We start from the raw sequence: 14,139 nt of genomic DNA on the forward strand, positions 1-14,139 counted from the left end.
GGTAGAATCATCCCTTTGCTACCCTGCTGATAAGCTGTGCTAAGGTTATTAATCCTTTTTCTAATTCTTCTAATGAAGCATAGGAGTAGGATATTCGCAGATGCCGGTCATCTGCTTTATCGTATACGATGCCTGGATTGATAAGAATTCCCTCTTTAAGAGAAATCTCAAATAGCTTACGTGAAGATATCATTGGTTTTAATTTCAGCCAGATGTAGAATCCACCATTAGGTACTGTCCACTCAGCAATATCAGAGAAATATTTCTTTAATAGATCATTTGTAAAATCTCTTCGCAGTCTTAGCTCTGCTCTTACTTCTGTTAAGAAATCCTCATACCATCCGTTTTGCAACCATCTTTCTACAGCAAATTGAGATAAACTGCTTGAACCATAGTCTGTCTGCATCTTAATATCGGCTAAATGCTCGATAACTGGTTCAGGTCCTACAATCCAACCAATTCGCAGTCCTGGACTTAATGTTTTGGACATACTTCCGATATAGAGAACGTTTCCTTGTGTATCAAGTGCTTTTAAGGGCTTGGGCGGGAGAGTTTCTAACCATAAATCTCCATATACATCATCCTCAATAATAGGTATTGCTTCTTTTTGACTAATTGCTATTAACTCCTTTCGTCTCCTTTCAGACATGACAATGCCAGTAGGGTTATGATAATTAGGAATTGTATACAACAGCCCGGCTTGATGCTGTCTTTTTAGTCGTCCAATGCTATGACAGGTGATTCCTTCTTCATCAAGCGGCAGGCCTAATAAGTGCATTCCTGCTGATTGGAAGACATGGATGGAATTTAAATAGGATGGTGTTTCATGAAAAATGGCTGATCCTCGCTTTAAGAGACCAAGGGATAGTAATTGAAGTGCCTGGAGCCCGCCTGAAACAATCAAGATCGACTCAGAGGTAGCGATAATTCCCTTCTTTTTTAAATAAGAACTAACCGCTTGTCGCAAAGCTAAACTTCCTTTAGGCTCGGTATATCCAAGTGACAAGCTTAGGTTGCCCTTCTGGTGAAACATTTCTTCCATCCGTGCCTTAGGTAATAGCTTTGGAGAAAGCTCGCCAGTACCAAGTCTGATAATATTCGGATTTGCTTCGGCTTTATTAATTTTTTGAATAATGGAGATGTTCGGTCGATGAATGCTCGATTTAACATAACTAATCCAATCAGGAGGCGGAGTGGAGGCGAGTAAACTCCATGTGTTATTTATTACCTTTGTTCCACTTCCCATTTTTGTTTCAATTAACCCATCCGCAGCCAATTCTTCGAGTGCTGTAACAATGGTGCTCCGGTTGACTGCAAATTGCTCTGCTAAGCTTCTTTGAGAAGGGAGTTTCATCCCAATCGTCCATTCTCCATGAATTATTTTCTTTTTCAGATAGGTAGTAATTTGTTGGTGTAAGGAAACGGTTGAATCCTTTTGTGGCTTCCATTCCATTTCTGCCATGAATTGTTGGCTCCCCCTTCTTTTTTCTTTTATTTTAACAAAATGGTTGGGTTTGTAACCATCCAATTGGATGGAGACAGATAGCCTATTCTTCGCTATGCTCAATAAAGCAAGGGGGAATAAGGATGGAACCATTATTACATGGAATGGTATTAGCGTTTGGGTTAATACTACCATTAGGCGTTCAAAATATATTTATATTTAATCAAGGAGCAACGCATAAAAAATTTAGTTATATATTACCGGCCATAATTACGGCTAGTATTTGTGATAGTTTGCTTATTTATTTAGCAGTTGCAGGTGTTTCAGTAGTGGTTTTTACCTTTGAATGGGTGAGAACAATGCTTTTTACTGTTGGCTTCTTTTTCTTAGCTTATATGGGATGGTCTATGTGGAAAACGGCAGCCGTGGTGGGGAACAAGCAAGAACAAAAACTCTTTTCTCCACGCCGCCAAATAGCATTTGCTGCGTCTGTTTCTCTATTAAATCCACATGCTATTCTCGATACCATTGGCGTCATCGGTACAAGTTCCTTAGCCTATACAGGAGAGGAGAAAATCATGTTTACTGCAGCTTGTATAGGTGTTTCATGGATTTGGTTTTGTTTGTTGGCAATAGCAGGGAGAAAGATCGGACAAATCACCGGGCGTGGAAAGCTGATTCAACACATTAACCAAGTATCAGCAGTTATTATTTGGGCGATGGCTCTTTATTTAGGCTTAAATCTAATAATTTTAAAATGACATCCCGCTTTGGGCATTCAGAATGACATCTCCTTTATATTTCGCTATAATGAGAAGGCTGTAAGTGCCCTGCAAATGAAAAAGGGGGGGGTATGTAATGATTCAATTGCGTAATGTTAGTAAACGTTTTGCGGATGATGAAGTCATTAAGTCTATTTCTTTAGCGATACATAAAGGAGAAATTTTCGGTATTATTGGGGCGAGTGGTGCTGGTAAATCCACGTTGCTGCGGCTAATGAATTTATTAGAAGTTCCCGAAACAGGAAAAGTGCTAGTGGACGGCCGTGAGCTGACCAGTCTTAACTATAAAGAACTTCGACAAGCCCGCCAATCAATTGGGATGATATTTCAACACTTTAATCTTGTTGCAAATAAGACCGTTTATGATAATGTGCTAGTGTCTTTAGAATTGGCTAACTATTCAAGAAAAGACAGACGAAATCGAGTAATAGAGTGTCTCCGATTTGTTGGATTGGAAAGCTTTATGGGTAAATATCCTGCACAATTAAGCGGAGGTCAGAAGCAGCGTGTAGCGATAGCACGCGCAATTGCTAATAATCCGCAAGTATTATTATGTGATGAACCAACCTCATCCCTTGATCCAAAAACGACAGGGGAAATCTTGCATGTTCTAGAGGATGTTAATAAGCGTCTAGGTGTAACGATTGTAATCGTCAGTCATGAGATGGAAGTAATAAAAAGTATCTGTAGTCGAGTGACGGTTTTGGAAGATGGAGAAATTTATGATACTGTTGCAATTGAGCCAAAAGGAATTCAGCAAATAAATAACACCTCCAAAAGGTTAGTAGAACAGCTGAAAAAGGATGGTGAAATAGATTATGCCTGAGATATTAATTCAATATCGATTGGAAATTTGGCAATCTATTGGGGAGACATTTGTAATGGTAGGAATGTCTATTCTAGCAGCGATTATCATCGGACTGCCAGTCGGGACATTGCTTTTCTTGAGTAGAAAAGGAAAGATGCTCGAAAATCAAATTATTTTTTCTACACTGAACTTAATAGTAAATATTATTCGTTCTTTTCCATTTTTATTATTAGTAGTCTTTCTTATTCCATTTACGAGAATCATCATTGGAACGGCTATGGGTACAGCAGCTGCAACAGTCCCATTATCGATTATTGCCATCGCTCATTATGCTCGTTTAGTGGAGCAATCATTACTAGAAGTGCCAAAAGGCGTAATCGAAGCAGCCATTTCAATGGGGGCATCTGTCAGAGAAGTTATCTTCAAATTTCTTTACGTAGAAGCTCGTTCTGGACTTGTTTTAGGACTAACAACCTCGATTATCAGCTTTATTTCTTATTCAACCATTATGGGAGTTGTTGGCGGCGGCGGTATTGGAGATTTTGCGATTCGTTATGGATATCAACAATTTAAAACTGATTTAATGATTTATATGATTATTATTATGGTCATATTAGTACAGGCTATACAATTTACTGGTACAGCAATAGCAAAAGTAATTGATAAAAGGTAAATGATAGGAGATAAGAAAATGAAAAAAATATTATTTTTAATGATAATTGGCCTATTTCTTTTAGCAGCTTGCGGGAAAGAAAAGGCAGAAACAGATAAAAAGCAAACAAATACTAAGGAAAAAGAAGAAGTAACACTAAAGGTTGCGTCTTTAATACCACCAATGACGGAAATTCTTGATCTAGTAAAACCAACACTAGCAGAGGAAGGTATTAACCTTGATGTTAAAGTATTAAGTGATAATGTACAGCCGAATACGGCACTTGCGGCAGGGGATGTGGATGCAAATTTCTTCCAGCATGTCCCCTATATGGAAGAGTTCAACCGAAGTAATAACGCTGAATTAGTGCCAGTAAAAGCTATCTATTTTGCAAATTATGGTGTTTATTCAAAACAATATGATTCTATGGATGATGTGCCAGAAGGTGCTGTAATTGCCATTGCTAATGATGTATCCAATATAGACCGTTCTTTGGCATTATTGGCTCAACATGATGTCATTAAGTTAAAAGAGAAAACAGGCCCTTATTACACCAAAGCGGATATTATCGAAAATCCGAAAAACTATAAGTTTGAGGAAGTTGACTTATTAATGCTGGCAAGAATGTATGATGATGCTGATCTAGTCGTGATGACACCTGCTTATGCATCTCCACTTGGCTTAACACCAAAAAGTGATGCCTTGTTAGTAGAAGGGGTAGAAAATGATTTTGCGATTACATTAGTTGCTCGTAAAGATAATGCAGATTGGGAACCTATTCAAAAGCTTGCAGAAGCAATGACTAGCCCAGAGGTCCGTAAATTTTTAGAAGAAAAATATGACGAAACAGCAATTCCTGCATTTTAAATAAGAGGTTTTTCTCAGACAGTCATATTTCACTGATAAATAGCATATCAATGCCTTATCCTAATTTCTAACAAGGATAAGGCTTTCTTTTTGGGAAAATTCTGGCTTTAAAAAAATGAATAATTAGCGTATAATTATAGGTAACTATTTAAAATTTTTTGAAAATAAGTTGGGCTGTAACAAGGTGATGCTTGATCCAGAAAAGATGATAGCTTTAATAATTCCTTGTTTACTTTAATGCATCAAAAAGGGAACGCTTACATTCTTTCTGAAAATAAAAGTATAAGGAAGGTTAAAATGAGCAGACGAGAGACGAAAACAGACGTTATTTTAATTGGTGCCGGGATTATGAGTGCAACTCTAGGAACGCTTTTAAAAGAATTAGACCCAAATTTGAAAATTACAGTGTTTGAAAAATTAGCTAGTGCAGGTGAGGAAAGCTCGAATGAATGGAATAACGCAGGAACAGGTCATGCGGCACTATGCGAATTGAACTACACGGTAGAAAAACCAGATGGCTCTGTAGACATAAGTAAAGCGATAGAAATTAACGAACAGTTTCAAGTTTCCTTGCAATTTTGGTCTCATCTTGTAAATAATCAAGTATTACATAATCCACAAGACTTTATTAGGCCATTGCCACATATGAGTTTAGTTCTTGGGGAAAAAAATGTAGCTTTTTTACAGAAACGTTTTGAGGCAATGGTAAGTAATCCGCTATTTAACGGAATGGAATTCTCAAAGGATCCCGAAAAACTAAATGAATGGATACCCCTCATTATGCAAAATCGTGAATTAAAAGAACCGATAGCCGCGACAAAGATTGATTCTGGAACAGATGTGAATTTCGGTGCCTTAACCCGTTTGCTGTTTGCTGATTTATTGAAAAAAGGTGTAGAAATTAACTACAAGCACAGTGTAAATGATTTAAAACGAACGAATGATGGCTTATGGGAAGCAAAGGTACAAAATCTAAATAGTGGTACAGTCGAAAGACATGCTGCTAAATTCGTCTTTATTGGCGGTGGCGGCGGCAGTTTACATTTATTGCAGAAATCTGGTATCCCCGAAGGAAAACATATGGGTGGATTCCCAGTTAGTGGTATATTTTTAGTCTGCAAAAATCAAGAAATAGTTGAAAAACATCATGCAAAGGTTTATGGGAAAGCAAAGGTTGGAGCGCCACCCATGTCTGTTCCCCATTTAGATACACGATTCATTGATAATCAGAAATCATTGCTTTTTGGCCCGTTTGCTGGTTTTTCGCCTAAGTTCTTGAAGACAGGCTCCATGTTTGACTTAATTACATCTGTTAAGCCAGATAATTTGTTAACAATGCTGGCAGCTGGTGCAAAAAATATGTCCTTAACAAGTTATTTAATCCAGCAGCTTATGCTTTCAAAAGAAAAGCGAATAGAAGAATTACGTGAATTTATCCCGAATGCCAAAGCGGAAGATTGGGATCTTGTGGTAGCTGGGCAGCGTGTGCAAGTGATAAAGGATACAGAAGCTGGCGGGAAAGGGACCCTTCAATTTGGAACAGAGGTTGTAAGTGCGGCAGATGGTTCTATAGCAGCATTACTTGGTGCTTCACCTGGTGCTTCTACTGCTGTTCACGTTATGCTGAAAGTAATCCAGAAATGTTTTACAGAAAAAATGCCAGAATGGCAGCCAAAATTAAAGGAAATGATCCCGTCGTATGGATTATCCCTAAAAGAAAATCCTCAGCTATTGCATGACGTTCATACATTAACAGCAGAAACATTGCAATTGTCTGAAAAAAGACCTATTCATCATTAATCGAAAATAGATTGTTAAGCCATTCAACTTATAAGAGAAAAAATTTTTTTCGAGCGATTAATATAAAATCAGATACATTTATTTTTAAGAAACTTTCATCATGAGATGGAAGTTTTTCTTTTGGAGGAAATGCATAGAAGCGTCGCTATTCCTATGTTTTTTCTAAATGTATAGAAAAATGATATAAATTTTGCGAAATGATTGACAAGCGCTTTCAAAACGTGGTTAACTTAGTTTATATAACAAACTAACTAACATTTGAAGTTGCTTTTTCAATTATTAGCTTCAGGAAATTTTATAGATAGCAATCTATTATTAGAAAAATATTAGTCTATTTAAATCGTTATTCATAAGGAGGATTTTTTAAATGAAAATTATCAACCCTGTACTGAAAGGATTTAATCCAGACCCAAGCATTTGCAGAGTCGATGAAGACTACTATATCGCAGTATCTACCTTTGAGTGGTTTCCAGGAGTACAAATACATCATTCAAAGGATTTGGTCAACTGGGAATTAGTTGCACATCCATTACAAAGAGTTTCCCAACTAGATATGAAAGGAAATCCTAACTCTGGCGGTGTTTGGGCTCCTTGCTTAAGTTATAGCGACGGGAAGTTTTGGCTTATTTACACGGATGTAAAAGTAGTGGATGGAGCTTGGAAAGATTGTCACAACTATTTGGTTACTTCCGAAACGGTAGATGGGGATTGGGGAGAGCCGATTAAATTAAATAGTTCTGGTTTTGATGCTTCCTTGTTTCATGACGTGGATGGCAAGAAATATTTATTAAATATGCTGTGGGACCAGCGCATTGACCGTCATTCCTTCGGCGGAATTGTTATGCAGGAATACTCTACAAAACAGAAAAAATTAATTAACAAGCCGCAAATAATTTTCAAGGGCACAGATATCAAATTAACAGAAGCACCTCATCTTTATCATATTGGCGATTACTATTATTTATTAACAGCAGAAGGCGGAACGAAATATGAGCATGCTGCAACAATTGCACGCTCCAAAAATATAGAAGGGCCTTATGAGGTACATCCGCATAACCCACTTTTAACTTCCTGGCATAATCCTAGAAATCCATTGCAAAAATGTGGGCATGCTTCTATTGTCCACACCCATACAGATGAATGGTATTTAGCTCATTTAACTGGACGTCCTATTCATCCAGATGATGATTCTATTATTCAACAAAGGGGATATTGTCCTTTAGGAAGGGAAACAGCGATTCAGAAGCTGGAGTGGAGAGATGGCTGGCCATATGTAGTTGGCGGAAAAGAGGGGAGCTTGGAAGTAGAAGCTCCAAAGATTCCGGAAACAAAATTCCCTCCAACTTATCCAGTTGTCGATGAATTTGAGCAAGATAATCTTAATATCAATTTCCAAACATTGCGTATTCCTTTTACAGAACAATTAGGTTCTTTATCAGAAAGACCTCATCATTTACGCTTATTTGGCCAAGAATCATTAACATCAACCTTTACACAATCTTTTGTTGCTAGACGCTGGCAAAGCCTTCAATTTGAAGCGGAAACAGCCGTAGCCTTTACGCCCGAGAATATTCAGCAGGCTGCAGGTTTAGTAAATTACTACAACACTGAAAATTGGACAGCATTGCAAGTGACCTATGATGAAAATCTTGGACGCATCCTTGATTTAACGGTTAATGACAACTTTTCTTTCTCTCAACCATTGAAGGAGAAAATAATTGTTCCAACCGAAACAGAATATATTTACTTAAGAGTCACAGTCGAAAATGAATATTACTACTACTCTTACTCATTTGATAAAGAAGAGTGGAATAAACTAGATATAGTATTTGAATCAAAAAAACTATCTGATGATTATATTCGCGGCGGCGGCTTCTTTACCGGAGCATTTGTTGGAATGCAATGTCAAGATACAAGTGGTCAAAATATACCAGCAGACTTTAAATATTTCCGCTATCAGGAAAACGAATAATGGTAAAAACCCAGGAAAATTTTAGCTCCTGGGTTTTTCTTTTTCACTTCTAGCACATAATATGCTCTTATATATGCGGAAGTAAAAATGAAAGTGCTAACATTTCATTTCCCCCTTTAGACGGAAAAACAATATGTTAAGTTGTAAGAGTTTTCATTGTAAGATAAAAGCGTAGTAATCATTATAAATAATTTACTTAAAATAAATTACTCGGAGGTCATTAAAATGAAAAGAATTTTATTAGCTTGTTCTTCAGGAATGTCTACTAGTCTATTAGTTTCTAAAATGAAAGATGCTGCAAAGGAAAAAGGCATTGAAGCAGAAATTTGGGCTGTTGCGCAAGATAAAGCACAGACAGATATGGAACGTGCAGATGTTCTTTTAATTGGTCCGCAAATGCGCTTCTTAAAAAAGAAACTAGCTACTCAAGCAGAAGCGGTTGGAATTCCGTTAGATGTTATTGATCCAGTTGCTTATGGACGAATTGATGGATTAGCTGTTTTAAACAAAGCGTTAGAATTAATCGAGAATAACAAGTAATCGTTTATTTCCAAATGAAAGCATTTACTAAAAGAAGGAAGAGAGGATAAACCTTATGAATAAGTTTATGGAGGTTTTGGAAAATATTCTGTTGCCAATTGCTGAGAAATTGAACAACAATCGTTATTTAGCAGCATTACGTGATGGATTTATGGTTGCCTTGCCGCTAATCATTTTTGGATCAATTTTTGTTGTAATTGCAAACTTTCCTTTCCTAGATAAGATGATAAGCGAAGATGCTTATGCAGCTTATCAAAATGCATTAGGTCCAGCATCCGCAGCAACGCTAAGTATTATGGGACTCTTTGTCATAATGGGAATTGGATATAAGCTGACACAGCATTATGGTCTTGAAGCCATTTATGGAGCTGTTGTAGGGGTTGCATCATTCCTTATTTTAAACCCACAAGAATTAGGGGAAGTGACTGGGGTAATCCCAACAGTTATTCTTGGCGCACAAGGTATGTTCTTGGGGATTTTCACAGCATTTATTTCCGCAGAGCTATATCGCTTCTTTGTGAAGAAAAATTGGACGATTAAAATGCCGCCAGGTGTACCGGACTCTGTATCTAGATCCTTTAGTGCATTGATTCCTATTACACTAACATTAACATTCTTTTTAATCATTCGTATTCTTTTCAGCTTTACACCATTTGAAACAGTACAAAACTTTATTTATACGATTATCCAAGAGCCATTAACTGCTCTAGGTAGTAGTCTTCCAGCAACAATCGTGGTGGTATTATTAATTCAATTATTCTGGTTCTTCGGTTTACACGGACAAATTATTATGAACTCTGTCCTTGACCCAATCTGGTATGCATTGAATGACCAAAACTTTACTGCTTTCCAAGCAGGAACAGAGCTTCCAAACGTTATCACAAAACAATTTATGGATACGTTCCTAGTAGGTATGGGTGGTACTGGGATGACATTGGGGGTTGTTATTCTTATCTTCTTAATCGGTAAGAGCAGACAAACAAAAGAACTTGGAAAACTAGGTGGACCAGCTGGAATTTTCAACGTAAATGAACCAATTATCTTTGGTTTACCAATCATTATGAACCCATTAGTTCTTATTCCGTGGTTATTAGCGCCAGTAGTAGTAACAATCATTACGTATCTGACAATGTCAGCAGGGATCGTTCCGAAACCAGCAGGAATCATTGTTCCGTGGACAACACCGATTGGTATTAGTGGGTTCTTAGCAACCGGTAATGATTGGAGAGGGGCAGCACTGCAAATCTTTAACTTACTTGTTGTGATGGTGATTTGGTGGCCATTCCTAAAAGTTCTAGACAAAAATTATTATGAAACAGAGAAAAAAGGATAAGCAGTCAGCAAGATAGAAATAAGTTTTACATTAAGAGGAAGGGGATTTACCTTAGTTAACCTTAAGTGTAAACCCCCTTTAGTTTTAGAAATGGAGTGACAGGGATGGAAACAGATAACAAAATGACAGAAATAGCTTTTCAAATAATTCTTTTTGCTGGAAATGGCCGTTCATGTGCAATGGAAGCAATACAAGAAGCAAAAGAAGGAAACTTTGAAGAAGCGGATCGATTACTAGAAGAATCAAGTACTGAACTTGGTAAAGCGCATGGTTTTCAAACGAAACTACTCCAAGAGGAAGCGAGCGGAAATGGTGCGGGCGTGAATGTGATTTTAGTTCATTCTCAAGATCATTTGATGACAGCTATTACTGTTCGTGATTTGGCTACTGAAATAATTGAGATTTATCGTAATAAATAATTTTGGAGGTTTCTTAAAATGACTGTTCAATACAAATTTCCTAAAGGTTTTTGGTGGGGAAGCGCCACATCTGCAACACAGATAGAAGGAGCAGCGAATGAAGCAGGAAAAGGAAAAAACATTTGGGACCATTGGTATGAGGCAGAACCAAATCGCTTTTTTGACAATGTAGGGCCAGAAACTACTTCTAATTTCTATTATCAATATAAAGAAGATATTCAATTGATGAAGGAAATTGGGCATAATTCTTTCCGCTTATCTATTTCTTGGTCTAGATTAATTCCAAACGGACGGGGAGAAGTGAACCCAGAAGCTGTAACTTTTTACAATAATGTAATTGATGAGCTATTAGCTAATGGAATCGAACCATTCGTTACCCTGTATCATTTTGATATGCCGCTAGAAATGCAGAAAATCGGTGGTTGGGAAAATCGCGAAGTTGTGGATGCATACCAAGCCTATGCTTTACAATCCTTCCAGCTATTCGGTGATCGTGTGAAAAAATGGTTTACGTTCAATGAACCGATTGTTCCGGTCGAAGGTGGATATTTATATGATTTCCATTATCCGAATATCGTAGATTTTAAGAAGGCTGCACAAGTAGCCTATCATACAGTTTTAGCACATGCGAAAGCTGTTCAAGCTTTTCGAGGATGGAATCAAGACAAAGATACAAAAATAGGGATTGTGTTAAATTTAACGCCATCCTACCCAAGAAGCCAGAATCCGTATGATTTGAAAGCAGCGAATATTTGTGATTTATTCTTTAATAGAAGTTTCTTAGATCCTGCTGTACTTGGTGAATATCCAGAGGAATTAGTAGAAATATTACGTGAACATGGACAACTACCAAATAGTGAGCAAGGAGATTTAGAACTAATTAAAGAAAATACAGTCGATGTTCTTGGAGTCAACTACTATCAACCCCGCCGAGTGAAGGCGAAAGAGCATTTACCAAATCCGTATAGCCCTTTTATGCCAGAATGGTTCTTTGACTCCTATGAGATGCCAGGCAGAAAAATGAATCCTTATCGCGGCTGGGAAATTTACGAAAAAGGTATTTACGATATCATGATGAATTTAAAGGAAAACTATGGGAATGTGGAATCCTTTATTTCTGAAAATGGCATGGGAGTTCAAGATGAAGAGCGTTTCTTGAAAGATGGTCAAATTCAAGATGATTATCGTATTAAGTTTATTGAAGGACATTTACAATGGCTGTATAGGTCTATTGAAGAAGGCTGTAATGTTAAGGGATATCATCTATGGACATTCATGGATAATTGGTCTTGGTCCAATGCCTATAAAAATCGCTACGGTTTTATTTCAGTAGATTTAAAAACACAAACCAGAACACCAAAGAAAAGTGCTTACTGGTTTAAAAATGTAGCAGCCAATAATGGATTTTAGGAACAACAGTGAATGTTTCTGATATAATCTTTCTAGATATCAAGATAGGTTCTGATCAAGAGTTAAGATCAGAACCTTTTTGAGTAAAAATGCATATGGGTAAAATTGTAAAAAACGAATGGAAGGAGACTTTATTTTGTTAAGCTCCCGAATGAAACAAGTATTAAGTGAATTATTGGTAGCGGATACACCGGTAACAGGTGAATATTTAGCTACTGTTAATCATGTGACTGCGCGAACAACGCGAGAAGATATTAAAAATCTAGATGCTATATTAAATAATCATGGAGCAAAAATAATTTCCGTTATCTCAAAAGGTTATACGTTAGAGATTTGGGATAAAGCAGTATTTCAGCAGTATTTACATTCTATATTTGTAGAAAACTCACTTTCTCATACTGGTATTCCTAAAACGCCAGAGGACAGAGTAACTTATATTATTATCCGGTTTTTATTAAATGATCAATACTTTAAATTAGATGATCTCGCAGATGAACTGTTTGTCAGTAAGTCTACTATTCAACAAGACATTAAGCATGTGAAAGAAATCCTTCAAAAGTATGACATTATATTAGAAGCACGACCGAATTATGGACTTAAAGCAGTTGGGGATGAAATTAAAGTGCGATTTTGTTTATCAGAGTATGTACTTGATCGTAAAAAACAAACAATCAGTACAATAGATAGTCCTCATCCTTCTATTTTTAATGAAGAGAAAATGGATAATATCCAAGAAATTATTTTAAGACAAATAAAAAAGTATCAAATTACTTTATCGGATATCGCTATTAATAATTTATTGATTCATATTGTAATCGCCCAAAAGCGGATTGTTAGTGGTCATTATGTGGCAATATTTCACGCCGATATGGATGAAATTGAACAACAAAGGGAATATCATGTAGCAAATGAAATTGTGAAGGAAGTAGAAGATCTATACCAAATTAAGTTTCCGCAGACGGAGATTGCCTATATTGCTATGCATTTACTTGGAACAAAGCTAGTTACTCAGAAAAAGGGCCATATTGATCATGTAATTGAGGATGATATTCTTCAGCTGGTTCATTTTGTTTTGTCCAAAATAGAAGAAAAATTAGATTTAGGCATTGAAAAGGATGAAGAACTTATCTTTGGAATGAGTATGCATTTAAAGCCTGCAGTTAACCGCATTAAATACGGCATGAATATAAGAAACCCTATGTTGCAAGAAATTAAAAATAACTATCCACTTGCCTATGAAGCGGGAATTATTGCAGGAATGGCCATTAAAGAATACACAGGAATCGAAATGGATGAAAATGAAGTTGGTTATTTGGCGCTTCATATTGGAGCAGCAATGGAAAGAACCAAATTACGTTCAGGTCCAAAACGCTGCTTAGTTGTATGTGCTTCTGGGCTTGGAACCGCTCAGTTAATTTATTATCGTCTCAAATCTTATTTTGGCAGTAATTTAGATGTGGTTGGGACAACAGAATATTATATGCTCGATCAATATAATTTAAATGAAGTGGACTTTATCGTTAGCTCTATCCCCTTTAAGGAGAGCTTTGACATTCCAGTCATTGAGGTAAATGCAATATTGAAGGAAAGTGATTTAAAGGCCATTGAAAAATTTATTCTAACTCAAAGTAGTCATCAGCCAATCGAGTCCTTTTTTCGCCAAGATCTCATTTTTTTAAAGAAAATATTCCATTCCCAAGAGGAAGTTTTAACCTTTTTACATACACAGCTAATGGAGAAAGGGTTAGTGGGAAAACCATTTTTAGATGCGGTATATGAAAGAGAAAAGGTAGCACCAACCGCTTATGGGAATTTGGTTGCTATCCCGCATCCGATTACCCCGCAAACAGAAAAAACATTTGTCTGTGTATGCACCCTAGAAAAGCCGATTGATTGGAATAATAACTCAGTTCAGATTATCTTTTTATTATGTGTAAAAAAGAACAGTCAAGAGGATTTGCAGGAAATGTATGATGTCCTCGGTAAATTTATTGAGGACCACACAAGTGTTCATAAAATATTAAAGGCAAGTATGTATGAAGAATTTATCCGCATAATGAAGGAAGCTTAATGGGTAGAAACTAAAAGGCGGGAGTTACCAAAATAGGTATA

General features: G+C 36.7%; 12 protein-coding genes. 11 read left to right on the forward strand and 1 reads right to left on the reverse strand.

Annotation, left to right across the window (positions count from 1 at the left end; all coding sequences use genetic code 11):
- Nucleotides 1-7: 7 nt before the first annotated feature.
- The gene (locus NiCM35_RS25315; RefSeq protein ID WP_123260230.1) at nt 8-1,462 is read right to left on the reverse strand and encodes an aminotransferase-like domain-containing protein; all 1,455 of its coding nucleotides are present in this window, start codon (nt 1,460-1,462) and stop codon (nt 8-10) included.
- A 125-nt stretch (nt 1,463-1,587) separates the two neighbouring features.
- Here NiCM35_RS25315 and NiCM35_RS25320 point away from each other — a divergent pair, with 125 nt between their 5' ends.
- The 11 genes from NiCM35_RS25320 to NiCM35_RS25370 all read left to right on the forward strand — a co-directional run bounded on the left by NiCM35_RS25320 (nt 1,588) and on the right by NiCM35_RS25370 (nt 14,098).
- Nucleotides 1,588-2,205, forward strand: coding sequence for a LysE/ArgO family amino acid transporter (locus NiCM35_RS25320; protein WP_433780867.1), 618 nt, complete (start codon nt 1,588-1,590; stop codon nt 2,203-2,205).
- A gap of 97 nt (nt 2,206-2,302) precedes the next feature.
- Nucleotides 2,303-3,052, forward strand: a complete 750-nt coding sequence (locus NiCM35_RS25325) for a methionine ABC transporter ATP-binding protein (protein WP_123258579.1) — start codon at nt 2,303-2,305, stop codon at nt 3,050-3,052.
- Nucleotides 3,045-3,707: a methionine ABC transporter permease gene (locus NiCM35_RS25330; RefSeq protein WP_095329360.1), complete on the forward strand. Its 663-nt coding sequence runs from the start codon at nt 3,045-3,047 to the stop codon at nt 3,705-3,707. Before NiCM35_RS25325 ends, NiCM35_RS25330 begins: the two co-directional genes overlap by 8 nt.
- Before the next feature lie 18 nt (nt 3,708-3,725).
- Complete coding sequence (locus NiCM35_RS25335) at nt 3,726-4,553, forward strand: MetQ/NlpA family ABC transporter substrate-binding protein (RefSeq protein ID WP_095329361.1); 828 nt, start codon at nt 3,726-3,728, stop codon at nt 4,551-4,553.
- A 237-nt stretch (nt 4,554-4,790) separates the two neighbouring features.
- Nucleotides 4,791-6,353, forward strand: coding sequence for a malate:quinone oxidoreductase (locus NiCM35_RS25340; protein WP_095329362.1), 1,563 nt, complete (start codon nt 4,791-4,793; stop codon nt 6,351-6,353).
- Nucleotides 6,354-6,720: 367 nt separating this feature from the next.
- On the forward strand, nt 6,721-8,325 hold the full coding sequence (gene xynB / locus NiCM35_RS25345) for a xylan 1,4-beta-xylosidase (RefSeq protein ID WP_095329363.1): 1,605 nt from the start codon (nt 6,721-6,723) through the stop codon (nt 8,323-8,325).
- A 225-nt stretch (nt 8,326-8,550) separates the two neighbouring features.
- Nucleotides 8,551-8,865: a PTS sugar transporter subunit IIB gene (locus NiCM35_RS25350; RefSeq protein WP_095329364.1), complete on the forward strand. Its 315-nt coding sequence runs from the start codon at nt 8,551-8,553 to the stop codon at nt 8,863-8,865.
- Between the two features lie 55 nt (nt 8,866-8,920).
- Complete coding sequence (gene celB, locus NiCM35_RS25355; RefSeq protein WP_047940956.1) at nt 8,921-10,198, forward strand: PTS cellobiose transporter subunit IIC; 1,278 nt, start codon at nt 8,921-8,923, stop codon at nt 10,196-10,198.
- A 104-nt stretch (nt 10,199-10,302) separates the two neighbouring features.
- Nucleotides 10,303-10,617: a PTS sugar transporter subunit IIA gene (locus tag NiCM35_RS25360; protein WP_206426377.1), complete on the forward strand. Its 315-nt coding sequence runs from the start codon at nt 10,303-10,305 to the stop codon at nt 10,615-10,617.
- Between the two features lie 18 nt (nt 10,618-10,635).
- Nucleotides 10,636-12,027: a glycoside hydrolase family 1 protein gene (locus tag NiCM35_RS25365; protein WP_095329365.1), complete on the forward strand. Its 1,392-nt coding sequence runs from the start codon at nt 10,636-10,638 to the stop codon at nt 12,025-12,027.
- 136 nt (nt 12,028-12,163) lie between these two features.
- Nucleotides 12,164-14,098 carry a BglG family transcription antiterminator gene (locus NiCM35_RS25370; RefSeq protein ID WP_433780868.1) on the forward strand — a complete coding sequence of 645 codons (1,935 nt, stop codon included), beginning with the start codon at nt 12,164-12,166 and terminating at the stop codon, nt 14,096-14,098.
- Nucleotides 14,099-14,139 lie beyond the last annotated feature (41 nt).

The organism is Niallia sp. M35 (assembly GCF_050971705.1).
Taxonomy (GTDB): Bacteria; Bacillota; Bacilli; order Bacillales; family Cytobacillaceae; genus Niallia; species Niallia circulans_A.